Source organism: Entomomonas sp. E7T21, assembly GCF_058693955.1.
In genome coordinates this window covers 361,673-388,481 of the sequence record NZ_CP191672.1, presented here as the reverse complement: position 1 = coordinate 388,481, position 26,809 = coordinate 361,673, and the positions used below count along the sequence as shown (strand labels likewise).

Genomic DNA, 26,809 nt, shown 5'->3' with positions numbered 1-26,809 from the left:
CTAAACATTAATAACCTAATATATTAATTTATCCAACCACGTATCCAATCAGTAGTAGAACCATCTGACTTAGTACATGATAACTCAGGCGCTGGTTCAGTCCCTTTTAAATAAGGCATTTGTACCGCATTAGGACACCCCTCTCCAGTACCTACTCCCGTATTAGCATCTACCCAAGCGTAAACCACATTCTGTGGTATAGGGGTTCTAAGTGAAGTAGGACGAGCCTCTTTCATAAAACTAGTCCATACCTGCAATGCCCCTGTAGCCCCCGTTAAAGATGTATTTGAATTATCATCTTTACCAAGCCAAACAGTTGCTAAAATATCTTGTCCAAAACCAGTAAACCAACTATCTTTAGATGAGTTAGTTGTCCCCGTTTTACCTGCTAAATTTGTAGCAGCAGGTATTTGATTATAAGCCGACCGTCCAGTTCCCTCACGCATATTACGTTGCATCGCATATTGTAATAAGTACATTACGCCTGTATCAAAACGTTGTTGTGTTTCAAATGGATAACGTCCTAATGGTTCGCCTTTTGCATTCAATACATTACGAATAGAACGGATAGGTGTATTATAACCACCACTTGCAATGGTTTGATACATGCCAGCCACATCCATTGGCGTCATTGAAGCTGAACCTAACAATATAGCTGGATAGGCTTGATAATCTGCAGCAACACCCAAACGCTTAATTGTTTTCAATACATTTGAAACTCCTATATCCATTCCTATTTTTACAGTAGAGACGTTATAAGAGTGAGCTAATGCTTGATAAAAGAACACATTACCATGATAGCTTCGATCAAAATTTTGTGGTGTCCACTCCTTACCACCCGCCAAAGGCACAGAATAAGGTTCATCTTGCACAACAGTGGTTAAAGTATATTTTTTACTTTCTAACGCAGTTAAATAAACAGCTGGTTTAATTTGTGAACCAATTGATCGAATTGCGTCAATGGCTCTATTAAACCCTACATAATTACGATCACGACTACCAATTAATCCTAACAACTCTCCAGTTGATGGATTTGTAATCACCATTGCTGCCTCTAAATTTTCCGCACGTTTACCTAAACGTTTTAAAGTAGCATCTAACGAACGTTCTGCTTTAATTTGAATAATAGGATCTAAACTTGTGAAAATACGTAAACCTTCACCTGTTAAATCCTCTTCATTGTAGTCTTCTCTTAATTGTCGTTTCACCAAATCAATAAAGGCTGGGAATGAACTGATACCTAACCGACCTTGAGGAATTACACCAAGTGGCGCTGCTTTAGCTTGTTTTGCTTCAGCCGCTGAAATAATATTTTGCTCTGCTAATACATCCAATACTACATTACGACGATCTGTTGCCAACTTTGGATTACGTCTAGGATTATAAACAGAGGGGCCTTTAACCATCCCTATTAACAATGCATACTGTGGTAACTTTAATTCATTAATTGGCTGCCCAAAAAAATACTGACTAGCTAAACCAAAACCATGAATGGAACGTTGCCCATCTTGTCCTAAAAATACTTCATTCAAATAGGCTTCTAAAATTTCTTTTTTATCATAGTGCACCTCTAATAATAAAGCCATTATCGCTTCATTAACTTTTCGTTTTAAGGTACGCTCATTGGTTAAATAAAAATTCTTAACTAATTGTTGGGTTAAAGTACTACCACCTTGCGTTAACTTTCCCTTAACAACATTCGTATAAACAGCCCGACCAATGCCTATCATCGAAATGCCATGATGTTTATAAAAACGTTTATCTTCTACAGCAACTAATGCTTCTACTAACTTTGGTGGAACTTGATCTAATTTAACTAAAATTCTATCTTCATTATGGGTAGGATAAACCCCACCTATCATCATAGGTTCTAACCTAATTAAAGGTACAACATTATTATTTTGATCCGTAATTTGATTAACATTATTACCATTAAAAGAAACATTAACTAACTTTGAAGGCTCTGCACCTTCATAAAATTGAAAGCCACGAATATAAACAGTTACTTGATTAGCATTGACATTAATTTGTCCAACATTAGTAACACTATCCGCCGTTCGATAACCCAATGCATTTAATTCTGTGAGAAAATCTTCTTTAGAAAGTTTTTGGCCTTTAAATAATTCTAATGGACGTGCGTATACCTTAGCAGGGATTGTCCAACGTTTACCCGAAAACTTATCTTGTACAACTGAATCAAGATAAATAATATAAGGTGAAACAATAACAATAGCCACTAAACTTAGCTTAAATAGCCAACTAAAAAAAACTAGCCAGAGACTACGTTTCTTAGTCTTTCTTGTTAACTTTTTTCTCACTTTCTTCATGCAAGTTATTATACTGATTTATCCAATGAACAGATAACTTTTTAACACCAAGAAAATGACTCAAATTATTATAGTTATAAATTGCTAGTAAAAGATTTATAAAAAATAACAAGGGGGGCTTCAGCCTGCCTAAACCAAAACCCCCAAATCGAGGATAAAAATAACAATACAAGTACTATGCCAAACCACACAAATAACAATTTATCAAATAAAATCAACCAATTATAAAAAATAACTTATTACTAATCACTTCATTATTTTACTGCACCGCTACAATACGCCCCAATCCAATGCTTCAAATAAAGATAGCGCACAAAAAGGGGCTTCCTTTCTTGTTGAAAAAAGTTACATAAATTTCATAAAATTACGCTATCATATATTGTAAAAGTTGGTAATAATGAGCCATACCAACTTATTGACACGGGAGCAACGTAAAATGCCATCATCAAAAAAACCAGTAAGAACCCCTCTACATTTACTTCATGATTTAACGGACTCATTAGTTAACCATTTACAAAAAGCCTGTGTACAAGCACAGCAAGAATCAGAAAAGACATTAACCAAGCTAGAAAAACAGCGCGTTAAAATACAAGAGAAACTATTAAAGGCTCAAGAAAAGCTAAAAAAAGTAACAGAATCTGGCAAGTCAAAAGCCAAAAGCAAAGCTAAAAAATCCTTAGCTGAGTTAGAAGCTATTCATAGTAAATTACAGGTTCAACAAAAAAATCTTTTAGACTACGTTAGCACATTAAAAAAAGATTCTGCTAAAAGCTTAGATTTAGCTCAAGGAGTCTCTAAAGTAAAAGAACGTGTTATTGCTTTATTAGAAAAACCTGCAACAACACCTACAAAAACAACTACTGCTAAAAAACCAGTAGCTAGAAAAACAACTACTCGTAAAACAACGACTACAGCAAAAGCTACAACAACCACTGCTGCAAAAAAACCAACTACCCCTAGAACGACGGCAACAGCGACTAAAGCTAAAACCACTAAACCTTCAGCTGCTAAACGCCCAGTAGCAGCGACTAAAGCAACTACTACTCGCTCTACCACAACAGCTAAAACGGCAAAAGCTACTCCAACTAAAACTACTGCAGCAAAAGTAACCGCCAAAAAAGTTACTGCTAGCAAAACAACTACTGTAGCTAAAAAGCCAACTGTAGCTAAAACTACTGCCGCGGCTAAAACACCAGCAACCAAAACAGTAGCAAAAAAACCAACCGCAGTTAAGAAACCTACAGTAGCTAAAGCGACAACTGCCGCTACCAAAAAACCAGTTACAGCTAAAAAACCAGCAGCAAGAAAAGCGCCTGTTGCTAAAAAACCAACAACGACAGGTAATGCTTCTTAATTCATAAAATTAACTGAGGTTATTATGGCAAAACGTATTCAAATATCTCAACATGGTGATGTGGATGTACTTGAATACGTTGATTTCGAACCGAGAGTACCTAAAGCTAATCAAGTTCAAATACGTAATCATGCCATAGGCCTAAATTTTATTGATACTTACTACCGCTCTGGTTTGTATAGTCCACCATCGCTCCCGTCTGGATTAGGTACAGAAGGAGCGGGAGAAGTTATTGCTATTGGTGACTCGGTTACCCACTGTAAAGTAGGTGATCGAGTTGCTTACTGTACAGGGCCACTAGGTGCTTACAGTGAAATCCATACACTTGCAGAATCCCATGTACTTCATTTACCTAATGATATTTCTTTTGAACAAGCAGCTGCTTGTTTATTAAAAGGATTAACAACTCAATACCTTTTATGCCAAACCTATCCTGTAAAAGAAGGGGATATTATTCTATTCCATGCAGCAGCTGGTGGGGTTGGTAGTATTGCATGTCAGTGGGCAAAGGCTATTGGTGCTAAACTAATTGGAACAGCAGGTTCTACAGCAAAAATAGAACGTGCCAAAGCATTAGGTGCATGGCAAGTTATTAATTACCATGAAGAAGATGTTGTACAACGAGTTAAAGAACTTACTAATAATGCTAAGTGTCCAGTTGTTTATGACAGCGTTGGCAAGGACATGTGGGAGAGATCGCTAGATTGTTTAGCACCACGCGGATTAATGGTGAGTTTTGGTAATTCATCTGGTGCTGTAACTGGCGTTAATTTGGGAATTCTTAATCAAAAAGGTGGCCTCTATGTCACCCGCCCTTCACTAGCTTGGTATGCAAATAGTCATGAAAAACTACAAGCAATGGCTAATGAGTTATTTGATTTAATTAGTAGCAAGAAAATAATAATAGATATTAATCAGCGTTTTCCTTTAGCTGATGTAGCTAAAGCACAACAACAATTAACAGCTAGAAAGACCACAGGCTCTACAATATTATTAGTGTAATTTCTATGCATGCGATAATAATAGCAACATAGCCTAACTATATTTTATAAAATTTTTTTTTACTGTATAAAAAGTAAGAAAGTATAATCTTCATGATATGAACCAATCAAAAATCTATTTTTATTAATTGGTGTTAACTCTAATAATATTTTTATACCAGCTATTACTACTTAGCGAACAATCTTACCAGTAATCAAATCTGTTATTTGGCTAGACTTTCTTTCCTTACCAAGTTCACCATTTAATACTGCATCCAACTGACCATGAAAGTACTTTTCTACCATAAGTCTATTTTGAGCACTAGGTTGACCTGCTAAGTTAGCAGAAGTAGAAACAATCGGCCCTGTTAGGTCACATAATGCTTTAACAAGAGGATGATTAGTTACCCTTAAAGCAACAGTTGTATGAGAACCTGTTATCCAATCAGGTACTCTACCGTGATGAGGAACTAACCATGTAAAAGGGCCAGGCCAACTTTGTTGTAATTTAGCTAATTGCTCTTTAGGCAAGTCATGCAAAATAAAATCAAACTGTTCAATTGTGCTAGCGATTAAGATTAACCCCTTTTCTACAGGACGCGCTTTAAGCTCTAACACTCTTAATGTTGCTTGCTCATCCCAAGGATCACAACCTAATCCCCACACACCTTCTGTAGGGTAGGCAATTACTCCACCTTGCTTAATCAAATGAGCAACTTGTTGTATTTGCCAATCACTTGCCATTATTTGTGATAACGAACCGAAAGATCATGTACGGCACTAATAAATACCGCAGCATTATCAGGATTTACTTCTGGTGTAATGCCATGCCCTAAATTAAATACATGCCCAGAACCATTACCATAACCAGCTAAAATACGCCCTACTTCCTCACAAATAGCTGAAGTGTTTGCATAAAGTACTGAAGGATCCATATTACCTTGCAAAGCGACTTTATCACCTACTCTCGCTCTTGCTTGTTTAATATCACAAGTCCAATCTAGACCTAAAGCAGTGGCACCTGTATCGGCCATTGCTTCTAACCATTGACCACCATTTTTAGTAAATAAGATAACGGGAACTTGTCTACCCTCATGCTCTTTAATAAGTCCTTTTACGATTTGCTGCATATAGGATAATGAAAACTCTAGGTAAGCATTAGACGCTAAATTACCACCCCATGTATCAAATATTTGAATCGCTTGTGCACCAGCTAAGATTTGGCCATTCAAGTAATTAATCACTGATCGAGTTAATTTAGTTAATAAGGCATGCACTACTTCTGGCGTATCATAGGCCATGGCTTTAATTTTACGAAAATCTTTACTGGAACCACCTTCAACCATATAAGTGGCTAATGTCCAAGGACTACCTGCAAAACCAATCAAAGGTACACGACCATTTAATTCTTTACGAATAGTACGCACAGCTTGCATTACATAGCCTAAATCTTGCTCTGTATCAGGAATAGGCAATGCATTGACATCCGCCATATTATTGATAACTTTTTTAAAGCGAGGGCCTTCACCTGTTTCGAAATACAAGCCTAATCCCATTGCATCAGGAATAGTTAAAATATCTGAAAATAAAATAGCTGCATCTAAGGGAAAACGTTCTAATGGTTGCAAAGTAACTTCACAAGCTAATTCTGCATTCTTGCATAAACTCATAAAGTCACCCGCTTTTTCACGAGTAGCTCGATATTCTGGCAGGTAGCGGCCTGCTTGACGCATCATCCATACAGGCGTCACATCAACTGGCTGTTTTAATAATGCCCGTAAAAAGCGATCATTTTTTAACTCTATCATTCATACACCTACCAGTTTTTACAAGAAAATAGCAAAAGAGATTAACGTAACCCTAACACATCTTGCATATCGTATAAACCATTTGCTTGACCTTGCAACCATAGTGCAGAACGTAAAGCACCATTGGCATAAATCATTCGATTTGAAGCTTTATGAGTAATTTCTATACGCTCACCTTCTGCAGCAAAAAGTACTGTATGATCTCCTACAATATCACCTGCACGCACAGTAGCAAAACCAATAGTTTCACGCTCACGAGCCCCTGTAAAACCTTCTCTACCATAAACAGCAACATCTTTTAAATTATGGCCTAAGGCATTTGCAACCACTTCACCCATACGTAATGCGGTGCCTGAAGGTGCATCCACTTTATTACGGTGATGTGCTTCTAATACTTCAACATCAACTTCGTCACCCAATACTTTTGCTGCTACATCAAGCAATTTAAAACATAGGTTAATACCAATACTATAGTTAGCAGAAAATACAATGGGTATTTGTTTAGCGGCTTCTGCTATTTGTTGTTTCTGCTCATCAGAAAAACCTGTAGTGCCAATAATAATAGCTTTCTTAGCCTGCACACAAAGTTGAATATTTTTCATGGTTGCTATTGGCTGAGTAAAATCAATCAATACGTCAAAATTATTTAACTGATTTTCTAAAGAAATATCGACAGTTACATCTATTTTACCAATACCTGCTAATTCACCAGCGTCTACACCTTGTAAGCTACTATTAGGTTCAACAATAGCAGCTCCAAGGGTAGTTTTTTCATTATTACAAACAGCTGCTACTAAGTTTTTACCCATACGCCCAGCGGCGCCTATCACTGCTATACGTAACATAGTTATACCTTAAGATTTAAAGCTTTCAAAAAAGTTTTTGACACTTTCAAACCAGCCACTAGCTTGTGGTGTTTGATGAGAAGCGCCATCCATCGTCTCCCGTAGCTTCTCTAATAACTCACGCTGGTCTTTATCTAATTTAACAGGAGTCTCGATAATAACTTTACACAATAAGTCACCTACAGAACCACCTCTTACGGGTTTAATACCTTTACCACGCAAACGGAACATCTTGCCTGTTTGAGTACCATCAGGAATTTTTAGTTTTACCCGACCATCCAATGTAGGCACTTCAAGCTCAGCACCTAATGCTGCATCAGGGAAACTAATTGGTACTTCACAATAAAGATCACGACCATCACGTTGGAATATTCTGTGTTCTTTAACATTAATAACAACATATAAGTCACCAGCTGGACCACCCATCGAGCCAGCTTCACCCTCGCCTGTTAAACGAATCTTATCGCCAGTATCTACTCCAGCAGGTACCTTAACAGCTAAAGTTTTAGTTTCTTGAACTCGACCTTCACCATGACAAACATTACAAGGGTCTTTAATAGTCTTACCACTACCATGACAATCTGGACAGGTTTGTTGAACAGAGAAAAACCCTGCCTGCATTCTTACTTGCCCATGCCCACCACAGGTTTTACAAATTTCAGGGGAAGAACCCGCTTTTGCACCACTTCCATGACATGTTTTGCAATTAACATAAGTAGGAACTTTGATAGTAACTTCTTTACCTTGTACTGCTTCTTCTAAAGTTAAATCTAAGGTATAGCGTAAATCATGTCCACGCTGTGCACCACCTCTACCACGGCGACCACCACCATCACCAAAGATATCGCCAAACATATCAAAAATATCAGAGAAACCCGCACCGCCATTAAAGCCACCACCCATTTGTGGGTCTACACCAGCGTGCCCATACTGATCGTAAGCAGCACGTTTTTGACTATCAGACAATACCTCATAGGCTTCATTAGCTTCTTTAAATTTTTCTTCAGCTTCTTTATTGTCAGGATTACGATCAGGATGGAATTTCATGGCTACCCTACGATAAGCCTTTTTCAACTCAACTTCTGTAACTGTCCTTTCCACCCCAAGAACTTCATAGTAATCGCGCTTTGCCATAACCTCTATACCTGATAACTCTGCTGTCGCTAATAAATAAAAGTGCCACAGCTTAGATGATTTTTTAATAAAAAGAAATGAATAACTATTTTCTTTATTAAGAAAATATCCCCTTTACAAAGACACAAACGCGGGAGAGTTAACTTCCCGCGTTTGCTATTTCATCATAAAGACCAACCCTACTGGTTATTTGTCTTTATTATCTTTTACTTCTTCAAACTCAGCATCTAATACATCATCGCCTTGCTTACTTTGTTCAGCACCTGCATCCTGAGCTTGTCCTTGAGCTTGATCTGCATAAGCTCGTTGCGTGATTGGCATCATTAAGTCATTTAAGACTTTAACTTTAGCTTCAATTTCATCTTTATTGTCTGCTTTAACTGCTTCTTCAACATCAGCAATTGCTTTTTCTAAAGACGCTTTTTCATCTGCTGTTACCTTATCACCTAAGTCTGTGATCATCTTACGTGCCGCATGAGCTGTTTGATCACCTAAGTTACGTGCAGATACTAACTCTTCAAACTTACGATCTTCTTCAGCATTCGCTTCCGCGTCACGTACCATTTTTTCAATCTCTTCATCAGAAAGACCAGAGTTAGCCTTAATCACGATAGATTGTTGTTTACCAGTAGCTTTATCTTTTGCTGAAACGTTTAAAATACCGTTCGCATCAATATCAAAAGTCACTTCAATTTGTGGTACACCACGTGGCGCAGGTGGAATATCAGCCAAATCAAACTTACCTAATGTTTTATTTTGTGCTGCTTGCTTACGCTCGCCTTGTAACACATGAATAGTCACTGCATTTTGATTATCATCTGCCGTTGAAAACACTTGCGATTTCTTAGTAGGAATCGTTGTGTTTTTATCAATTAATGGCGTCATTACCCCACCCATGGTTTCAATACCTAAGGTTAATGGTGTAACGTCCAATAACAATACGTCTTTTACATCACCTGATAATACAGCACCTTGAATAGCAGCACCCATTGCTACTGCTTCATCAGGGTTCACATCACGACGTGGCTCTTTACCAAAGAACTCAGTAACCTTTTGTTGTACTAAAGGCATACGAGTTTGACCACCTACTAAAATTACTTCATCAATTTTGCCTGCATCAAGACCAGCATCCTTTAAAGCAATCTTACATGGTTCAATAGTACGTGCTACTAAATCTTCTACTAAAGCTTCTAACTTAGCACGTGTTACTTTTACATTTAAGTGTTTAGGACCTGTTTGGTCAGCCGTAATGTAAGGTAAATTAACATCTGTTTGTTGGCTAGAAGAAAGCTCGATCTTAGCTTTTTCTGCAGCTTCTTTTAAGCGCTGCATTGCTAATGGATCACCTTTTAGATCCATACCATTTTCTTTCTTAAACTCATCCGCTAAATAATCAATTAATCGGATATCAAAGTCTTCACCGCCTAAGAATGTATCACCATTTGTGGCCAATACTTCAAATTGGTGTTCGCCATCTACCTCAGCAATTTCGATTACTGATACGTCAAAAGTACCACCACCTAAGTCATAAACGATAATAGTGTGGTCACCTTTCGATTTATCCATACCATAAGCAAGTGCTGCTGCTGTTGGTTCGTTAATAATACGCTTAACATCTAAACCAGCAATTTTACCAGCATCTTTAGTCGCTTGACGTTGGCTATCGTTAAAATAAGCAGGTACAGTGATCACAGCCTCTGTTACTGGCTCGCCTAAATAATCTTCAGCTGTTTTTTTCATTTTCTTTAAAACTTCTGCTGAAATTTGAGGAGGCGCCATTTTCTGACCATTTACCTCAACCCAAGCATCACCATTGTCTGCTTTAACAATTTTATAAGGCACTAATTTAATATCTTTTTGTACTACATCTTCATCAAACTTACGACCAATTAAACGTTTTACAGCAAATAAGGTGTTATGAGGATTAGTTACTGCCTGACGTTTAGCAGATTGGCCTACTAAAATTTCACCATCATTTGTATAGGCAATAATAGAAGGTGTAGTACGCGCACCTTCTGCGTTCTCAATAACTTTTGATGTACCATTTTCTAATACAGACACACAGGAATTGGTTGTTCCCAAGTCAATACCAATAATTTTACCCATTTATACTTCTCCTGAAACTTTGATTTAACGCTAATTTCGTTTCAACTAATCAGCGTTTAAAACTGAACTTGTTAGTTAAATAAGGGCTTTTTACAAAATTTCAAGCCCTTTTATTACTTTTTTAAGGTGCTTTACTTACCACTACCATAGCAGGGCGTAATAACCTTCCATTTAACAGATAGCCTTTTTGAAATACTTTTAGCACTGTATTTGGCTCTACATTCGCACTAGGCTCCATAGCCATTGCTTGCTGAGTCTCGGGATTAAATGGTTCACCCTCAGGGCTAACTTCCTCAATTTGAAATTGCTTTAAAGTATCTTTAAACACCTTAAGCGTTAATTCCATACCTTCACGAATAGCTACTACTGACTCATGATCACCTGTTGAAACTTCAATACCACGCTCTAAGCTATCTAATACAGGTAACAACGCTAAAGAAAATTTTTCCAACGCAAATTTATGCGCTTTCTCAACATCTTGTTCAGCACGACGACGCATATTTTGCATTTCTGCTACAGCGCGTAACGCCTGATCTTTAGCCTCTGCTAATTGATCTTCCAATTCAGCAACGCGATTATTTACTGAATCACCCTGTGACGCCTGTTGTTCTTTTCCAGTTTCTAGCTCTGGTAATTCAGACTCTTGCTTTTGCTCATCAGTCATTAGTTTCTCCTTCTAAAACTTGTAGATACTTAATTTAAACTAAGCCTCTTATTTGTACTGTATATGGGGTAACTTTTATAATTTTCAAGAGCCTTTACTCATATTTTTACTTTTTGACACACACCTATTATTTTCAACAAAAATTTTAATCTTCTATAAGATCAATGGACGCCTTAACAACATTAGGGTAAACTATTATCCCGTCTTTAATTCAAAGCAAAATGAGTAGAAATACTTATGATATTTTATGTAACCTACTGAAATACATAAATTTTGCCTTTGTCATTGCTATTTTGGGTTAAATAATTTACCCACATTAATGCTAGGATTTCTCATGACGCGTTATATCTTCGTCACAGGCGGTGTTGTTTCTTCATTGGGTAAAGGTATCGCCTCTGCTTCTTTAGCAGCTATTTTAGAGGCGCGTGGCCTCAAAGTTACTCTTCTTAAACTTGATCCTTATATTAACGTCGATCCTGGCACAATGAGCCCTTTCCAACACGGGGAAGTATTTGTGACCGATGACGGTGCTGAAACAGACCTCGATTTAGGCCATTACGAGCGTTTTGTACGCACTACCATGACTCAAAACAATAACTTCACAACAGGCCGTGTTTATGCAGATGTATTGCGCAAAGAACGCCGTGGTGATTATTTAGGTGCGACTATTCAAGTTATCCCTCATATTACGGATGAAATTAAGCACCGTATTATTAAAGGTGCAGGTGATGCTGATATCGCCATGGTGGAAATTGGTGGTACAGTAGGTGATATTGAATCACAACCTTTTTTAGAAGCTATTCGTCAGTTACGTGTGGAGGTAGGTGCTAAACGTGCCATGCTTATGCACTTAACCTTAGTTCCCTATATTGCTACCGCAGGCGAAACTAAAACAAAGCCTACTCAGCACTCTGTAAAAGAATTACGCTCCATTGGTTTACAACCAGATATTTTAATCTGCCGTTCAGACCATCCTATTGATTTAGCTTCCCGTCGTAAGATTGCTTTATTTACTAACGTAGAAGAACGTGCAGTTATTTCTTTAGAAGATGCTGATACTATTTATCGCATTCCATCTATACTTCATGCCCAAGGTTTAGACGATTTTGTAGCTGAACGTTTTGATTTACAATGTAATACTGCCGATCTATCAGAATGGGATCGTGTAGTTGACGCTAAATTGCATCCAGAAAAAGAAGTAACTATTGCCATGGTAGGTAAATACATGGAGTTACTAGATGCTTATAAATCACTGATTGAAGCATTAACCCATGCAGGCATTGAAAACCGTACTAAAGTAAACCTACGCTATATTGATTCAGAAGATATTGAAGAAAAAGGTACTTCACTATTAGCTGATGTAGATGCCATCTTAGTTCCTGGCGGCTTTGGTTTACGAGGCGTAGAAGGAAAAATTACTACTGTACAATATGCTCGTGAAAATAAAATACCTTACCTAGGTATTTGTTTAGGTATGCAAGTAGCTGTTATTGAATTTGCACGCCATATTGTTGGTATGGAAAAAGCTAACTCAACCGAGTTTGATAAAAATACTCCTTATCCTGTAGTAGGGTTAATCACCGAATGGCAAGATGCTACTGGAGCTACTGAAAAACGTACCGAAGCCTCTGATTTAGGCGGCACGATGCGCTTAGGTGCACAGAATTGTAAACTAGAAAATTCTTCACAAGTCTATAACTGTTACCAAGCAGATATTATTAGAGAACGTCATCGCCATCGTTACGAGGTTAATAACAACCTACTTCCACAATTAATTAAAGCTGGACTAAAAGTAACAGGTCGCTCAGAAGATGGGGCATTAGTAGAAGTTGTTGAAGCTCCTGATCATCCTTGGTTTGTGGCTTGTCAGTTCCACCCTGAGTTTACTTCTACTCCACGTGATGGACATCCATTATTTAGTGGCTTTGTGAAAGCTGCTATTAAACAACATGAGTTAAAAGGTTAATATGAACCAGAAAACAATTCGTGTAAAAAATATAGAGATTGCTAACGATAAGCCTTTTGTGCTGTTCGGTGGCATGAATGTATTAGAGTCTCGTGATTTAGCATTGCAGATTTGTGAACACTATAAAAAAGTTACTGATAAATTAGGTATCCCTTACGTTTTTAAAGCCAGCTTTGATAAAGCCAATCGCTCTTCTATTAACTCGTTTAGAGGGCCTGGTTTAGACGAAGGCTTAAAAATCTTTGAGGATGTAAAAAAAGCTTTCGATGTACCTGTTATTACTGATGTTCATGAGCCTTATCAAGCAGCACCTGTTGCTGAAGTTTGTGAAATTATCCAACTACCTGCGTTTCTTTCGCGCCAAACCGATTTAGTAGTAGCGATGGCTAAAACAGGTGCTATCATTAATATCAAAAAAGCACAATTTTTAGCACCTCATGAAATGAAGCATATTCTTAATAAATGTGTAGAAGCAGGCAACGATCAATTAATTCTATGTGAGCGTGGTAGCAGCTTTGGTTATAACAACCTTGTTGTTGATATGCTTGGCTTTGGCATTATGAAGCAATTTGAATACCCTGTATTTTTTGATGTAACCCATGCTTTACAAATGCCTGGCGGCCGCACCGACTCAGCAGGTGGACGCCGCGCACAAGTTACTGATTTAGCAAAAGCAGGCCTTAGCCAAGGACTTGCTGGTTTATTCTTAGAGGCACATCCCGATCCTGACCACGCTAAATGTGATGGACCCTGTGCATTACCTCTAGACAAGTTGGAGCCTTTCTTAAGCCAACTTAAACAACTGGATGATTTAATTAAATCATTTCCTCCTGTACAAACTGCTTAATGGCCTACAAGGCTGTATTTTGGAGTAACAATAGCAATGGCAAAAATTGTTGATATTAAAGGTCGTGAAATACTAGATTCTCGTGGCAATCCTACGGTTGAAGCAGATGTTATCCTTGACAATGGCATTGTAGGCCGCGCCTGTTCACCTTCTGGTGCATCTACTGGTTCACGTGAAGCACTAGAACTGCGTGATGGTGACAAAGCCCGTTATTTAGGCAAAGGTGTACTAAAAGCAGTAGCTAATATTAATGGTCCTATCCGTGATGCTTTACTAGGAAAAGATCCTGTAGCTCAAGCAGACCTTGACCAAATTATGATTGATTTGGATGGTACTGAGAATAAAGAAAACTTAGGCGCTAATGCAATCTTAGCAGTTTCCCTAGCTAATGCCAAAGCAGCTGCCCAAGCACAAGGCATTCCACTTTATGAACATATCTCTAATCTAAATGGTACACCAAGACAATACAGTATGCCTGTACCTATGATGAATATCATTAATGGTGGCGAACATGCTGACAATAATGTGGATATTCAAGAGTTTATGATTCAGCCAGTAGGTGCGCCAACCTTTGCTGAAGCGTTACGCATGGGTACTGAAATATTCCATAACCTAAAAGCTATTTTAAAAGAACGCAAATTAAGCACTGCTGTAGGTGATGAAGGTGGTTTTGCTCCTGACTTTTCATCTAATGAAGCAGCACTATGTGCGATAGTAGCAGCTATTGCTAAAGCAGGTTATAAACTAGGTGAAGATGTTACATTAGCTTTAGACTGTGCTTCTAGCGAATTCTATAAAGATGGCAAATATGTTTTAGCAGGTGAAGGAAAATCATTCACCTCTGCTGAATTTGCTGACTACTTAGATAACTTGACCAATCTCTATCCTATTATCTCTATTGAAGATGGTATGGATGAATCTGATTGGGATGGTTGGAAAGTATTAACAGATAAAATGGGTAAGAAAACTCAATTAGTTGGTGATGATCTTTTTGTAACCAATACCAAAATTCTACAAGAAGGTATTGAAAAAGGTATTGCCAACTCAATTCTTATTAAATTCAATCAAATTGGTTCTTTAACTGAAACATTAGCTGCTATTAAAATGGCTAAAAAAGCAGGTTATACCGCTGTAATATCTCATCGTAGTGGTGAAACAGAGGATGCTACTATTGCTGATCTAGCAGTGGGTACTGCAGCAGGCCAAATTAAAACTGGTTCTCTTTGCCGTAGTGATCGTATAGCTAAATACAATCAACTATTACGCATTGAAGAAAAATTAGGTGATAAAGCACCTTATAATGGTCGTAAAGAATTTACTAAATAAATTCTCTTACTTAATGCAGGCGCAATGCCTGCATTAAGCTAATTATTATTCTTGATATTTACTAATCTGATAGCCTTTTTCTTGTAATAAACTCAGCAATCCTTTTTCTCCTATCAAACCAACAACATTAATATAAACTAATGTTTTTTCTTTTTTTCCACTAAGCTCATCTATGCTTCTAGCATAAATAACTTTTTTCTGATCTATTACCTCTTTCACTTTACTTAATTTGCTAAAACCACTTTTCTTATCCCATTCATTTATTTGCTCTAAATCACCTTTATAAACTGTTTCGTTATATTCATCAGCTGTAGGATTTTCATTTTTATTATCGCTCAAACAGGCTTTTATATACTGATTAGTATCTGTTCTATCAACTGCCATAAAAAGTTCTCTGTCCTCGAAAAGCTCACTTAACGAGAGAATAATCTTATCTTTTTGTTTCGCTTCATTATACAAAGCTTCTTGTAGTCTAAGACTATAACCTAACTCTCCTGATTCTATAATATATAAAAGAACACATACAGACATTGGCGACAAAGTTTTTAAAATATTTTCAGTAAATAAGGCATTTTTATCTTGATAAGCTAATAACTGTTGCCAAATATCTGCTGACACTTTATCTTTCAAAGACTCTGTCTCAGGTAGTATCTTTAGATTAGCTACATACCAGTTATTAATATCCGCGATAAGCCCATCTGGTACAGTTTGAAAAACTACCTGCTCAGCTTCATTAAGTACTTTTTGATAAGGAGCTGGTAATGGCCATTGTGCAGGCTTAACAAAAGTAGTAATCGCAACAATAGTAATTTGTTGTCCACCTTTTTTAGCTACCCAAATGCCATGTTCTGCATTTACTAAAGTAGTGAAACAACTTAACAATAATATAAAGCTAAGCCTTATTCTGTACTTTTTAATTAATAATTTCTCTATCATAAAACTCCATTCCCTCTTATTTGATATTAGCGATTAATTGTTCTAATAACGGTTGATACAACTCTTTACCCCTTAATTCACCTATCCAATTTTGAGGAATATTACTAATACTATCTCGCAATCCAATAATTCCACCAACAATACAAGCTGTTGTATCGGTATCATTTCCTAAAGAGATGGCATAACGAACTGCTTCTTGATAACAAGAAAAAGTTAATGAGATTTTAACAGCACGCAATGAATCAACCACATAGCCACTACCAGTTGAGGGAATATCATCATCAGGCCGAATATGAAACTCTAGCTCTTGTAAAGCATCATCATTATCCTTATAAATTACACGTAAAAAATCCACTGCTTTCTGCCAAGGATTATTACTTTCATTTAAAACATAACGAGCCACTAAACAATATAAAGCACAACATACTTGTGAGCGTAAATGACCATGAGTGACTAAAGATTGTTGTTGAGCATCTTTAACTAACTCCTCATCTGTTCCTTGATGCCATAAAGCAAGAGGCAATACACGCATTAAAGCACCATTACCATTACTATACACATCATCAGATCCTGCTAAATTTGGTACAACTCCTTGCTTTAATTTACGGATAGCTTGCCCAGTAGCAATACCCACATCATAGACTAAATTATCAACAGCCATATACCCATAGTCATACCAATTAATTAAGCGATTAGCAAAATCTCTTAAATCTAATTGTTTACAGTTTAACAATGAAGCCAATAAGCATAATGCTTGGGCTCCATCATCTGACCATGTAGCAGGTAATATACCCTGATGAGCACGATCAAAACCAATGGGTGGACAATAATCTATTTTATCTAATGGTGGAATTTCATCAGCTGAGTGAAACTCATAAGGCACCCCTAAAGCATCACCAATTAATAGTCCTAATAAGCCGCCAGTAATTTTTTCCTGATAAGAAAGTTTATTATTAATCATTATTAAAATCCTATTTTCTAACCAATATCCTCTTGTTCAAGATTTTAATTTACCTTTAATAAGATTGTCATAATTAATTGCTATATTAAGATAAGTTTAATGGTATAAATATTGCTGTTTATAAGCTAATAAATTATGAGTAATAAGAAATGTCGAAAAATAAAATTGATCAATTTAGAGAAAAATTTAATAACAAAGCAGACTCACTAGGTAACCTCTTTGTTGAAATTTTTCATTATCTCGCGCTATTTGCTGTAGGCGCTATTATTGCATGGGCGGCACTACAAGAACTTTTAGGAATATTTGCTAATAAAAAAGACCTTATTGATGGTATTTTAATGCTGTTTATTTACCTTGAATTAGGTGCAATGGTGGGCATTTATTTTAAAACAAAACGAATGCCTGTCCGCTTTCTTATCTATGTTTCTATTACCGCATTAACTCGTTTATTGATTTCTGATATATCCCATAATCATCAGCCTAATTGGGGTATCATCCAAGTATGTGGCGCTATTTTATTATTAGCCATTGCCGTTCTAATTGTTAGAATCGCCTCTTCTCGTTTTCACGTAAAAGAGGAAGATGAAAGTAGGTAATTATAACATTGATAATCCATACTTCATTTAGTAAGCTTAGTTCTCCTTTTTAAATAACTTATTCTGTCATTATGATCAAGATTGGCTACCATAATCTTCCTGCTGATACTATTGCTGCGGTGGTAACAACACTAGAAATGAAGTCTCCACCACCTTCTCATACTGAACGAAATATATCAGAGTGGAAATTAGAACACTGGCCACAACCAGACTTAAACACTTATCGAGCGTTATATCGCCGTATAGGTGAAGAATGGTTATGGAGTTCTCGACTCATTATGTCAGACGCTGCTTTAGCAGAAATTATCAACAATCCTAAGGTTGAAGTATATGCATTAATTACCCCCAATGGTACAGGGCTTTTAGAATTAGATTTCCGAATTGACAATGAGTGTGAATTAGCATTCTTTGGCGTTTCTTCAGAACTTATAGGTAGTGGTGCAGGAAGGTGGTTGATGAATCGCGCATTAGAACTGGTTTGGTCACGCCCAATAAATCGCTTTTGGGTTCACACTTGTACGCTAGATCATCCTAGTGCACTTAGCTTCTACCAACGCTCAGGCTTTATTCCTATAAGCCGTCAAATTGAAGTGATGGCTGACCCACGAATAACAGGTATTTTATCGAAAACAGCCGCTCCACAAATACCTTGCTTATCTTTTAATGAATCAGAAAAGTAATACCAACTCTGTACAGAAATAACTATTTTTAAAAATTAAAAGGAGACAATGAGTAATATGAAAACCATAGGTTTATTAGGTGGTATGAGTTGGGAAAGTACTACAGACTACTATCGACTTATCAATACCCTTGTAAAACAGCAGTTAGGAGGTTTGCATTCAGCTAAAATTGTTTTATACAGTGTAGACTTTGCTGAAATTGAAACTTTACAACAACAAGGCAATTGGCAGCAAGCAGCTCAACTCTTAACAGAAGCTGCTGTTAATATTGAAAAAGCAAGTGCGGACTTTCTAGTCATTTGTACTAACACTATGCATATCGTGGCAGAACAGATTCAACAAAATATCAATATACCATTAATTCATATTGCTGATGCCACAGGTGAAGCCTTACTAGAAAAAAATATTAAAACAGTTGGATTATTAGGCACAGCTTTTACTATGGAAAAAGAGTTTTACAAAGGACGCTTAACTAATAATTATGGATTAAATGTTATCATACCGAATGAACAGGATCGCCAACAAGTACACCAAATTATTTATCATGAACTTTGTGTAGGTAGTATTAAACCTGAATCAAAACAAACTTATTTAGCTATTATTGATAAATTAGTCGCAGAAGGTGCAGAAGCTATTATTCTTGGTTGTACAGAAATTGGGATGTTAATAAAACAACAAGATACTAAAGTGCCTTTATTTGATACAACATCTATCCATGCTGAAAGAGCTGTTAAATTGGCCTTAACCTAGTAGATATAGAGCCCTCTACTTCTTAAATAGAGGGTGTTATAAATTATCTTTCAATAAATATATTCAAATATTATTTAGCACTTTCCAGCCTAAAAGCAATAAAGGTAAATCTTTAGCATGAATATATTGCTCTGCACCTAATCCCATAGCAGTTTGTAGCAATACACTACAGGCTTTACTCCATTCAGCTACCAGATATACCTCATCGTCATATCCTGCTGGCTTAATAAAAGCATCATCCCCTACTAACTCTCTTGCTCTTTTATGCAATAAATCATTTATTGTTAAAAAACCATTATAAATAGGCGATGCATTTTCACCTTCACCAATAGCTAATGTACCTGTATGATCTGCATCTCGATGCATGGTGGAATTAGTGGTCTTATTTAACCAAGCATTCCATACATTGGCATAAGCCTCTGCACTAATGGGATTTGCTAAAGCTGCTAACTGCTCTATTTGAGGAAGTGTAATCTGACATATATTATCCAACAGCTGGCAAACCCTTTCTCCTGTAGGGCCAAATAACAATGAACAAGGTAATTGTTTTAAAGGCCTAATAGTATTTGCAGCTATATAATCACTGTCTGCACTTAATTGACTATGATCTAAACTCTCTACAACCTCAACAAACCATAAGTCAACAGGCCATTGTTTAACATAAATCGTAGCTACATCATAATGAACAATCCATGGTGTAATTTCACTACTTACTCTTTGCCCTATATGCTGTTGCTGTAAAGCATCCTGCTCATCTCTAGCAGTAAAGACAAAACCATAAATCGCATCATTCATTTATTTAATTCTATATTAGCGACTTCATAGCCAGATGATAAACAACGGATTAACCACTCCTCTAAAAATTGATTAAGTTGTCTTTTCTCATCAGGCTGATGCATTGCTTTATTCGGATATGCATACACACCTCTAAAACTACGGGTATTTTGAGCAAAGGTTATTTCTGCTAATTGTACATCATGATAACAACGAATATAAAGCTGGGGAGCCACCATCCAACCTAATAGACTATCTTGTTTTAATAAGATATAAGAAGTGTATGGGCTATTTTCAAGTACTGTAAAGGTTAAACGTGTTGCTATTTTTTGATCTGCGGTAAAAGCGATGCAACGACTATATCCCGTTTCACGCATTGCTGGCAATAACCGCATTAAGGATGTATAGTTACGCTCATAAATAGCCTGTAGAGCTGAAAGATCAACAACATAATGTTCTTTCTGAGTTACAACCATTGTTTACGAACCTTACTTCTATTAATAATTAACCACTGCAAAGCAATAATACCTGCTGCATTTTGAATTAATCCTTTATTTAAGTTTTTTACTGCCTCTTTAAAGCTCCATACATGGGTACGAATGTCCTCACCCTCTTCCTGTAAACCATGAACACCACCTGCTTTACTACTATCACAAATACCTAAATATAAGTAGATATATTCATTACTCCCGCCCACTGATGGGTAATAACGAGTGATTGGCAATAGTTCTTTAATTTCTAAATTAGCTTCTTCAATCGATTCACGATAAGCCACATTCTCTGGATCTTCACCTTCTTTATCTATGAGACCTGCAACTAACTCTAACATCCAAGGATTAGCACTTTTTTCAACAGCTCCCACCCTCATCTGCTCAACAAAGATTACTTTATCTAACACTGGGTCATAGGGCAGCATACAAACAGCATCTGGACGTACAAATAATTCTCTGGAAAGAATAGGCCCTTCTTCACCAGAAAAAAGTTTATGACGTATTTTTAAACGATCTAATTTATAAAAACCACTAAAACAATTTTCACGTTCAAGAATTTCTACTGCACCACTTTTTAGTGCCGTTGTCTTTTTTAAATCAACAATAGGATCAAAAGGTTTAGTCATTTTTTAAGTAATCTCAACAGTTATCTGATAAATATCTAATGCTCTAAGGTTTAATGTCTTCACCCCAGCGTGGAAAACCAGTCACGTCTAAGCCGAATAAATCTAAAGCTCTTACTACAGAGTGATGTACCATATCATCTAATGATTTAGGTTTATCATAAAAAGCAGGTACAGGTGGCATTACTATGCCCCCCATTTCACTGACTGCTAACATTTGCTTAATATGGCCTGTGTGTAAAGGTGTTTCCCTTAACATTAATACCAATCTACGCCGCTCTTTTAGCACTACATCAGCTGCTCGAGTCAATAGATTAGAAGAAACACAACTAGCAATTTCCCCTAGCGTTCTTACAGAACAAGGAGCAATTAACATTCCAAGGGTTTTAAAAGAACCACTAGAAATAGCAGAACCTATATCACTAATTGCATAATTAACATCTGCTAAATCTCTTACTTCTTCTCTGCTAAAATCTGTTTCATATTCACGGGTTAATTCGGCAGGTTTGGTGATCACTAAATGGCTTTCTACATTTAATTTTTTTAATAGTTTGAGGGCATGCACTCCATATACAAAACCTGTCGCACCTGTTATCCCCACAATAATTCGCTGCTTTGTCATACCAAACCTTTATTACCTATTTTTTAGCTTAATGGGTTGTCAAAGGTCTTTTTTCAACCCAACCACTAAATACTAACCTCTATATTTCTTCCAACACATATTTAACAATGATTTGTTCGGGTATTTCTACTAAACTTACAAAATACACCATATCTTCTAAAACGTTATTATCTTCATCTTTAAAATACCAGATTAAATAATTTTTTAACTGATAAATAACCAAGTCATCATAATTACCAACTTGCTGCCAACCATCTTCCTTATAAAGTTCAGCTAACTCTTGATCTAATAAATTAGAACAATAACTAAACTCTGCACCTTGTGCTACTTGATAATAAAGCATCAATTCTAAAAATGACTGTAAATCAAATTCTAAATTATAACTAGAGCCATCTTCGTCACACTGGAAAACCTTGCCTTGCTGATCGACACCCCAATAACAAACACCTTGGTTTTCTTCTAAAAAAACTAATAAACCATCTTTAATATGCAATTGTTCAGGCAAAGCAAACAGTTGAAAAGCACTCATAAATTGTGGCACCTTACCCACTGTTTGATAGAGGTTTTTCAACTCTGTTGGTAAAGCTTGTTCTAATCTTTGCTCTGTTTGATCTAGTACACTTTGCTCAATACCATCTTGGGCTGTTAATGCTCTACCTAAAAGGCTTTCAGCAATAGTTTGATAGGAGATATTTTGCTTGTTTAGTTGTGTCATGCTGGCCACTTACCATTGTTAATAGATTACTAGATGATAAGTATTAACGATGCCCCCATGATTAGCAATTAATTTATAATTAATTATGTAAAAAAAGGGCCATACATTTTACTGTATAGCCCAAAGGAGTAGCCAAGAATTTAGGCAGGAACAGAACCAATATTTTCCTCTCTGTCCCAAATTCTATGTTGTGCCATTACTTTCAATAAGCTAGCTACTAATTTCTTAGGATCATCATCTAATAACACGCCTGCATCCTCTACTAAATCTGTAGCGGCATCAAATACCTCTTTAGCATCCTCTTGCAAAGCAATGGCTTTTAAATGTTTAAAAGCTTGTAATAGATAGTATTTAGCATCACCATTAGCCGCCAAAGTATCAACATTCTCATTACCTGTAGGCACTAATACTGCATCAACTAATACTGATGGCATACCACTAATAATATCGTCGACCATTAACTCTCCACCTTCACGAGTTTTCACCATACCTGAACGAGGAGCTAATAACACACTAAATACACCTGCTTTAGTAAGTGCATCCTTTATCTTACCGACAGAAGTACCACAAACACCATCTGCCACTAATATCGCTACTTTACTTCCTGCAACTGGGCGCTCTTTATTAGCATAAAGGCTGAGTGCAGGGTCTTTCTCTAATCCATTTACCGCCTTAGGTACAGGATATTTCAACTGCTCTGCTGTTAACTTTATACTTAAATTAGCAGCAACACGTTTAGCTAACTCGCGATCAACACGTGCTAATAAATCAACAATACGTTCTCTAATATATCTTCTAGCTACTTTACCTAACTCAAAACTAAAAGCGCCTACAATATGATCTTGTTCTGCTTTAGTTTGGCTTTGCCAGAATAAACGTGGGTGTGAATAAAACTCAGTAAACGAAGGACTACGCTCACGAATTTTTTGTGCATCTATATGCTCATGATAGCTATCAAAACCACCATCTTTTGCTGCTTCTGGTGTTTCTCTTGGCCAATTGTTACTCACTGAATTAGGCTCATAATTAGCCCCTTGAATCACTTCAGATTGATGGAAACCATCACGCTGATGATTGTGATAAGGACAAACTGGACGATTAATAGGTATTTGATGGAAATTAGCGCCACCTAAACGATGTAATTGGGTATCTCTATAAGAGAAAATACGACCTTGTAGTAATGGATCATTAGAGAAATCAATACCAGGTACCACATTAGCCGGACAGAAAGCCACTTGCTCTGTTTCAGCAAAATAGTTATCTGGGTTACGATTAAGTACCATCTTACCTACTATCTTCACTGGTACTAATGCTTCTGGAATTAATTTTGTTGGATCTAAAATATCAAAATCAAATTTATGTTCATCTTCTTCTGGAATAATTTGCAAACCTAATTCAAATTCAGGGTATTGCCCAGCTTCAATTCGTTCCCAGAAATCTTTACGGTGGAAATCTGGATCTCTACCCATAATAGCGTTTGCCTCATCCCACAATAAAGAAACCGTGCCATATTTAGGTTTCCAATGGAAACGTACAAAATGACTCTTACCTTGTGCATTAACTAAACGATAAGTATGAATACCAAAACCTTCAATGGTACTTAAACTACGGGGAATACCACGGTCAGACATTGCCCACATCACATTATGTAAAGCTTCTGGTTGTAATGAAATATAATCCCAGAATGTATCATGAGCACTTTGCCCTTGCGGTACTTCGTTATGGGGTTCAGGTTTAACAGCATGCACAAAATCAGGAAATTTCATTGCATCTTGAATAAAGAATACAGGCGTATCATTACCCACTAAATCATAGTTACCTTCTTGAGTATAAAACTTAGTAGCAAAACCACGAATATCACGTACTGTATCTGATGAACCTCTACCACCTTGTACAGTAGAAATACGGATAAATACTGGCGTTTTTAATTTGGTGTTGGTTAAGAAACCTGCTTTTGTATATTTTTCTAATGATTCATATACTTGGAAATAGCCATGAGCACCTATTGCTCGTGCATGAACAACACGCTCAGGGATACGTTCACGATCAAAATGCCCCATTTTATCTTGAAAGATAAAATCTTCTAACAATGAAGGACCACGATTACCTGCTTTTAATGTATTTTGATTATTGGCAATTTTAACTCCAAGATTGGTAGTTAATGGTTGCTTATCACCATCTACACGAACTTTATCAAGATCTTTACTTTTATCACTAGTATTTTTAGGTAGTTTTTGTGAGCCAGGGGCGGTTGGTTCTTGACCTGGCAATGTTGGTTTGGGTGTTGGCTTATTAGCTACATCAGAAGGAACTGTGTCTTTAAGATGTGGAGAAACAGCTTCTTTACTAGGCATAGGTGCTTGATGTGACTTTTTATTCATCGTATTGCTCCTTATAATCACTGCAAAATTTTTGCTTAAATACAAGCAAATAGGCTCTGCTACTAACTAAACTTATAAGTAAAAACTTATAATACAATCGATTGTTATCACCGTAGAAAGCCTATGACTTTTATTTATTGGCTAAGCTAATGTTACAAATCATCTACATCTTAATGAGAGTAATGAAACATTTTATTAACTACAATAAGACATTAGCCTTAGAATTAATAAGTTATTGTAGAATTTGACATAACATTTGCTATCAAAAGTAATTTAGCTCTCTACTGTTATTCCTTATAATAAGGCCATGAAAAATACAGACTCTTTAAACTCACCTTGGCGTAAAGACTTTCCTGCCCTACAAAACTTTGCAAAACAAAATATGGTTTGGCTGGATAGTGCTGCTACCTCACAAAAACCTTACCCTGTTATAGAAACTATTACAGACTACTATCAACAGGGATCAGCCAATATTCATCGTGCTCAATATCCGTTAGCACAAAAAATCACTAATGATTTTGAACAGGTTCGGCATAAAGTAGCTCAATTAATAAATGCCCCCACAGATGAGCAAATTATTTTTACGCGTAGTACCACAGAAAGTATTAATCTATTAGCCTATGGTTTAGAAGCTAATCTGCCAAATACAGGCAATATCGTCATTAGTGGTTTAGAACATCATGCCAATCTTTTGCCTTGGCAACGATTAGCACAACGTAAAGGATTAGAACTGGTTATATTGCCATTTACAGCAGATGGTATTATTGATTTACCAGCAGCTCAAGTAATGATTAACAAGCGAACTAGATTGTTAGCGGTTAGCCAAATGTCCAATGTGTTTGGTACGTTACAGCCTATTAAACAACTTATCCAAATAGCTAAGCAACAAGGTGCTATTACTGTTATAGATGGTGCGCAAGGTATTGTACATCAGCCTACCGATGTACAGACATTAGACTGTGACTTTTACGCTTTTTCAGGCCATAAATTCTATGCCCCTGAAGGAGTAGGCATACTTTATGGTAAAACTGAACAACTTGCCAAGTTACAACACTGGCAACTAGGTGGAGAAATGGTACAAACTGCTACCTATCACTCCGCTAATTTCTATCCTGCTCCTTTAGGCTTTGAAGCAGGTACTGCTGCTATTGGCTCAGTATTAGGGTTAGGTGCTGCTATTGATTATCTAAATGCTCAAGATAGAGCGGCTATAGCAAATCATGAAAAAACACTTTTAACCTATCTTATGCGTGAGTTAACTCAACGAGAAGGTGTATGTATTTTAGGCCAACCTGACCAATCACTTATCAGCTTCTATATAAAAGGCATTCATCCAGCAGATTTAAGCCAACTATTAACTGAACAGAATATTGCTATTCGAGCTGGACAACATTGTTGTATGCCTCTTTATAACTCTTTAGGCTTGAGTGGCTCGATTAGGATTTCTTTAGCACTTTATAACAATCAACATGATCTTCAACAGTTTCTTTCTGCATTAGATAAAGCAATTGAGTTATTAGCATGAAGCTTTCAAAAACAGCCCAACAGATACTAGATTCTTTTACTGCTGCTAATGGTTGGGAACAAAAGATGCGTTTATTAATGCAAATAGGCGCAACATTAGAACCTTTACAAGAAAATGAAAAAACAGATAAAAACCAAGTGCAAGGTTGTGAAAGTCAAGTATGGTTAATTGCTGAACAACATAATCAATTATGGCAGTTTAAAGCTTACAGTGATGCACGACTAATCCGTGGCTTATTAGCGGTACTATTAGCCAGAGTAAACAACTTAACTACAGATGAAATTCAGCAAATTGATTTAGAAGATTGGTTTCAACAATTAGGATTAGCCAAACAATTATCAAGTTCTCGACGAGATGGTTTAAGAGCTATTTTTAAAAGCATAAAATCTATTCAATAA

At 36.6% G+C, this 26,809-nt stretch carries 25 protein-coding genes; 10 read left to right on the top strand and 15 right to left on the bottom strand.

Annotation, left to right across the window (positions count from 1 at the left end; all coding sequences use genetic code 11):
- Positions 1-23: 23 nt before the first annotated feature.
- A complete protein-coding gene (gene mrcB / locus ACQVD9_RS01855) occupies positions 24-2,327 on the bottom strand; it encodes a penicillin-binding protein 1B (protein ID WP_264747209.1) in 2,304 nt (767 codons plus the stop codon).
- Positions 2,328-2,763: 436 nt separating this feature from the next.
- Here mrcB and ACQVD9_RS01850 point away from each other — a divergent pair, with 436 nt between their 5' ends.
- Together ACQVD9_RS01850 and ACQVD9_RS01845 are read left to right on the top strand one after the other, a co-directional pair.
- A complete protein-coding gene (locus ACQVD9_RS01850) occupies positions 2,764-3,681 on the top strand; it encodes an AlgP family protein (protein WP_264747208.1) in 918 nt (305 codons plus the stop codon).
- A 24-nt stretch (positions 3,682-3,705) separates the two neighbouring features.
- Positions 3,706-4,683, top strand: coding sequence for an NADPH:quinone reductase (locus ACQVD9_RS01845; protein ID WP_264747207.1), 978 nt, complete (start codon positions 3,706-3,708; stop codon positions 4,681-4,683).
- A gap of 170 nt (positions 4,684-4,853) precedes the next feature.
- Here ACQVD9_RS01845 and tsaC read toward each other — a convergent pair whose 3' ends face one another.
- The 6 genes from tsaC to grpE form a co-directional block, all read right to left on the bottom strand.
- On the bottom strand, positions 4,854-5,405 hold the full coding sequence (gene tsaC / locus ACQVD9_RS01840) for an L-threonylcarbamoyladenylate synthase type 1 TsaC (RefSeq protein WP_264747206.1): 552 nt from the start codon (positions 5,403-5,405) through the stop codon (positions 4,854-4,856).
- Entirely contained in the window at positions 5,405-6,469 is a 1,065-nt protein-coding gene (gene hemE, locus ACQVD9_RS01835) for a uroporphyrinogen decarboxylase (protein WP_264747205.1), read from the bottom strand. The genes tsaC and hemE overlap by 1 nt, the downstream gene beginning before the upstream one ends.
- Before the next feature lie 41 nt (positions 6,470-6,510).
- Positions 6,511-7,314 (bottom strand): 4-hydroxy-tetrahydrodipicolinate reductase, encoded by an 804-nt coding sequence (gene dapB / locus ACQVD9_RS01830; RefSeq protein ID WP_264747204.1) that lies wholly within the window; start codon positions 7,312-7,314, stop codon positions 6,511-6,513.
- A gap of 9 nt (positions 7,315-7,323) precedes the next feature.
- The gene (dnaJ, locus tag ACQVD9_RS01825; protein ID WP_264747203.1) at positions 7,324-8,448 is read right to left on the bottom strand and encodes a molecular chaperone DnaJ; all 1,125 of its coding nucleotides are present in this window, start codon (positions 8,446-8,448) and stop codon (positions 7,324-7,326) included.
- A 186-nt stretch (positions 8,449-8,634) separates the two neighbouring features.
- Positions 8,635-10,554, bottom strand: a complete 1,920-nt coding sequence (gene dnaK / locus ACQVD9_RS01820) for a molecular chaperone DnaK (RefSeq protein ID WP_264747202.1) — start codon at positions 10,552-10,554, stop codon at positions 8,635-8,637.
- Between the two features lie 121 nt (positions 10,555-10,675).
- The gene (gene grpE / locus ACQVD9_RS01815) at positions 10,676-11,218 is read right to left on the bottom strand and encodes a nucleotide exchange factor GrpE (RefSeq protein ID WP_264747201.1); all 543 of its coding nucleotides are present in this window, start codon (positions 11,216-11,218) and stop codon (positions 10,676-10,678) included.
- A 334-nt stretch (positions 11,219-11,552) separates the two neighbouring features.
- Between grpE and pyrG the strand changes: the two genes are divergently transcribed.
- The 3 genes from pyrG to eno are packed head-to-tail and all read left to right on the top strand — an operon-like array spanning position 11,553 to position 15,357.
- Entirely contained in the window at positions 11,553-13,184 is a 1,632-nt protein-coding gene (pyrG, locus tag ACQVD9_RS01810) for a CTP synthase (RefSeq protein ID WP_264747200.1), read from the top strand.
- A 1-nt stretch (position 13,185) separates the two neighbouring features.
- A complete protein-coding gene (kdsA, locus tag ACQVD9_RS01805) occupies positions 13,186-14,031 on the top strand; it encodes a 3-deoxy-8-phosphooctulonate synthase (protein WP_264747199.1) in 846 nt (281 codons plus the stop codon).
- 36 nt (positions 14,032-14,067) lie between these two features.
- Complete coding sequence (eno, locus tag ACQVD9_RS01800) at positions 14,068-15,357, top strand: phosphopyruvate hydratase (protein WP_264747198.1); 1,290 nt, start codon at positions 14,068-14,070, stop codon at positions 15,355-15,357.
- A gap of 45 nt (positions 15,358-15,402) precedes the next feature.
- Here the strand turns inward: eno and ACQVD9_RS01795 are convergent, their stop codons facing one another.
- Positions 15,403-16,293, bottom strand: a complete 891-nt coding sequence (locus ACQVD9_RS01795; protein ID WP_264747197.1) for a TraB/GumN family protein — start codon at positions 16,291-16,293, stop codon at positions 15,403-15,405.
- 16 nt (positions 16,294-16,309) lie between these two features.
- On the bottom strand, positions 16,310-17,254 hold the full coding sequence (locus ACQVD9_RS01790; RefSeq protein WP_264747196.1) for an ADP-ribosylglycohydrolase family protein: 945 nt from the start codon (positions 17,252-17,254) through the stop codon (positions 16,310-16,312).
- Positions 17,255-17,403: 149 nt separating this feature from the next.
- On the opposite strand from ACQVD9_RS01790, the gene ACQVD9_RS01785 reads away from it, so the two are divergent.
- From ACQVD9_RS01785 to ACQVD9_RS01775, 3 genes are all read left to right on the top strand, one after another.
- The gene (locus ACQVD9_RS01785) at positions 17,404-17,850 is read left to right on the top strand and encodes a phosphate-starvation-inducible protein PsiE (RefSeq protein ID WP_319804743.1); all 447 of its coding nucleotides are present in this window, start codon (positions 17,404-17,406) and stop codon (positions 17,848-17,850) included.
- Between the two features lie 71 nt (positions 17,851-17,921).
- Positions 17,922-18,530, top strand: coding sequence for a GNAT family N-acetyltransferase (locus tag ACQVD9_RS01780; RefSeq protein WP_264747195.1), 609 nt, complete (start codon positions 17,922-17,924; stop codon positions 18,528-18,530).
- Positions 18,531-18,587: 57 nt separating this feature from the next.
- Complete coding sequence (locus ACQVD9_RS01775; RefSeq protein WP_264747831.1) at positions 18,588-19,280, top strand: aspartate/glutamate racemase family protein; 693 nt, start codon at positions 18,588-18,590, stop codon at positions 19,278-19,280.
- A gap of 63 nt (positions 19,281-19,343) precedes the next feature.
- On the opposite strand, the gene ACQVD9_RS01770 is transcribed toward ACQVD9_RS01775, so the two are convergent.
- The 6 genes from ACQVD9_RS01770 to katE form a co-directional block, all read right to left on the bottom strand.
- Positions 19,344-20,075 carry a hypothetical protein gene (locus ACQVD9_RS01770; RefSeq protein ID WP_264747194.1) on the bottom strand — a complete coding sequence of 244 codons (732 nt, stop codon included), beginning with the start codon at positions 20,073-20,075 and terminating at the stop codon, positions 19,344-19,346.
- Positions 20,072-20,530, bottom strand: a complete 459-nt coding sequence (locus tag ACQVD9_RS01765; RefSeq protein ID WP_264747193.1) for a DUF1249 domain-containing protein — start codon at positions 20,528-20,530, stop codon at positions 20,072-20,074. Before ACQVD9_RS01765 ends, ACQVD9_RS01770 begins: the two co-directional genes overlap by 4 nt.
- Positions 20,521-21,171, bottom strand: a complete 651-nt coding sequence (locus ACQVD9_RS01760; RefSeq protein WP_264747192.1) for an NUDIX domain-containing protein — start codon at positions 21,169-21,171, stop codon at positions 20,521-20,523. Before ACQVD9_RS01760 ends, ACQVD9_RS01765 begins: the two co-directional genes overlap by 10 nt.
- A 43-nt stretch (positions 21,172-21,214) precedes the next feature.
- Positions 21,215-21,790 carry a UbiX family flavin prenyltransferase gene (locus ACQVD9_RS01755; protein WP_264747191.1) on the bottom strand — a complete coding sequence of 192 codons (576 nt, stop codon included), beginning with the start codon at positions 21,788-21,790 and terminating at the stop codon, positions 21,215-21,217.
- A gap of 79 nt (positions 21,791-21,869) precedes the next feature.
- Positions 21,870-22,505 carry a hypothetical protein gene (locus ACQVD9_RS01750; RefSeq protein WP_264747190.1) on the bottom strand — a complete coding sequence of 212 codons (636 nt, stop codon included), beginning with the start codon at positions 22,503-22,505 and terminating at the stop codon, positions 21,870-21,872.
- 140 nt (positions 22,506-22,645) lie between these two features.
- Positions 22,646-24,886, bottom strand: coding sequence for a catalase HPII (gene katE, locus ACQVD9_RS01745; protein ID WP_264747189.1), 2,241 nt, complete (start codon positions 24,884-24,886; stop codon positions 22,646-22,648).
- Positions 24,887-25,193: 307 nt separating this feature from the next.
- Here katE and ACQVD9_RS01740 point away from each other — a divergent pair, with 307 nt between their 5' ends.
- Together ACQVD9_RS01740 and ACQVD9_RS01735 are read left to right on the top strand one after the other, a co-directional pair.
- Positions 25,194-26,411, top strand: a complete 1,218-nt coding sequence (locus ACQVD9_RS01740) for an aminotransferase class V-fold PLP-dependent enzyme (RefSeq protein ID WP_264747188.1) — start codon at positions 25,194-25,196, stop codon at positions 26,409-26,411.
- Positions 26,408-26,809, top strand: coding sequence for a SufE family protein (locus ACQVD9_RS01735; RefSeq protein WP_264747187.1), 402 nt, complete (start codon positions 26,408-26,410; stop codon positions 26,807-26,809). Before ACQVD9_RS01740 ends, ACQVD9_RS01735 begins: the two co-directional genes overlap by 4 nt.

Coding starts and splice junctions, on each gene's coding strand:
- mrcB (WP_264747209.1), bottom strand. CDS start 2,327: ATGAAGAAAGTGAGAAAAAAGTTAACAAGAAAGACTAAGAAACGTAGT.
- ACQVD9_RS01850 (WP_264747208.1), top strand. CDS start 2,764: ATGCCATCATCAAAAAAACCAGTAAGAACCCCTCTACATTTACTTCAT.
- ACQVD9_RS01845 (WP_264747207.1), top strand. CDS start 3,706: ATGGCAAAACGTATTCAAATATCTCAACATGGTGATGTGGATGTACTT.
- tsaC (WP_264747206.1), bottom strand. CDS start 5,405: ATGGCAAGTGATTGGCAAATACAACAAGTTGCTCATTTGATTAAGCAA.
- hemE (WP_264747205.1), bottom strand. CDS start 6,469: ATGATAGAGTTAAAAAATGATCGCTTTTTACGGGCATTATTAAAACAG.
- dapB (WP_264747204.1), bottom strand. CDS start 7,314: ATGTTACGTATAGCAGTGATAGGCGCCGCTGGGCGTATGGGTAAAAAC.
- dnaJ (WP_264747203.1), bottom strand. CDS start 8,448: ATGGCAAAGCGCGATTACTATGAAGTTCTTGGGGTGGAAAGGACAGTT.
- dnaK (WP_264747202.1), bottom strand. CDS start 10,554: ATGGGTAAAATTATTGGTATTGACTTGGGAACAACCAATTCCTGTGTG.
- grpE (WP_264747201.1), bottom strand. CDS start 11,218: ATGACTGATGAGCAAAAGCAAGAGTCTGAATTACCAGAGCTAGAAACT.
- pyrG (WP_264747200.1), top strand. CDS start 11,553: ATGACGCGTTATATCTTCGTCACAGGCGGTGTTGTTTCTTCATTGGGT.
- kdsA (WP_264747199.1), top strand. CDS start 13,186: ATGAACCAGAAAACAATTCGTGTAAAAAATATAGAGATTGCTAACGAT.
- eno (WP_264747198.1), top strand. CDS start 14,068: ATGGCAAAAATTGTTGATATTAAAGGTCGTGAAATACTAGATTCTCGT.
- ACQVD9_RS01795 (WP_264747197.1), bottom strand. CDS start 16,293: ATGATAGAGAAATTATTAATTAAAAAGTACAGAATAAGGCTTAGCTTT.
- ACQVD9_RS01790 (WP_264747196.1), bottom strand. CDS start 17,254: ATGATTAATAATAAACTTTCTTATCAGGAAAAAATTACTGGCGGCTTA.
- ACQVD9_RS01785 (WP_319804743.1), top strand. CDS start 17,404: ATGTCGAAAAATAAAATTGATCAATTTAGAGAAAAATTTAATAACAAA.
- ACQVD9_RS01780 (WP_264747195.1), top strand. CDS start 17,922: ATGATCAAGATTGGCTACCATAATCTTCCTGCTGATACTATTGCTGCG.
- ACQVD9_RS01775 (WP_264747831.1), top strand. CDS start 18,588: ATGAAAACCATAGGTTTATTAGGTGGTATGAGTTGGGAAAGTACTACA.
- ACQVD9_RS01770 (WP_264747194.1), bottom strand. CDS start 20,075: ATGAATGATGCGATTTATGGTTTTGTCTTTACTGCTAGAGATGAGCAG.
- ACQVD9_RS01765 (WP_264747193.1), bottom strand. CDS start 20,530: ATGGTTGTAACTCAGAAAGAACATTATGTTGTTGATCTTTCAGCTCTA.
- ACQVD9_RS01760 (WP_264747192.1), bottom strand. CDS start 21,171: ATGACTAAACCTTTTGATCCTATTGTTGATTTAAAAAAGACAACGGCA.
- ACQVD9_RS01755 (WP_264747191.1), bottom strand. CDS start 21,790: ATGACAAAGCAGCGAATTATTGTGGGGATAACAGGTGCGACAGGTTTT.
- ACQVD9_RS01750 (WP_264747190.1), bottom strand. CDS start 22,505: ATGACACAACTAAACAAGCAAAATATCTCCTATCAAACTATTGCTGAA.
- katE (WP_264747189.1), bottom strand. CDS start 24,886: ATGAATAAAAAGTCACATCAAGCACCTATGCCTAGTAAAGAAGCTGTT.
- ACQVD9_RS01740 (WP_264747188.1), top strand. CDS start 25,194: ATGAAAAATACAGACTCTTTAAACTCACCTTGGCGTAAAGACTTTCCT.
- ACQVD9_RS01735 (WP_264747187.1), top strand. CDS start 26,408: ATGAAGCTTTCAAAAACAGCCCAACAGATACTAGATTCTTTTACTGCT.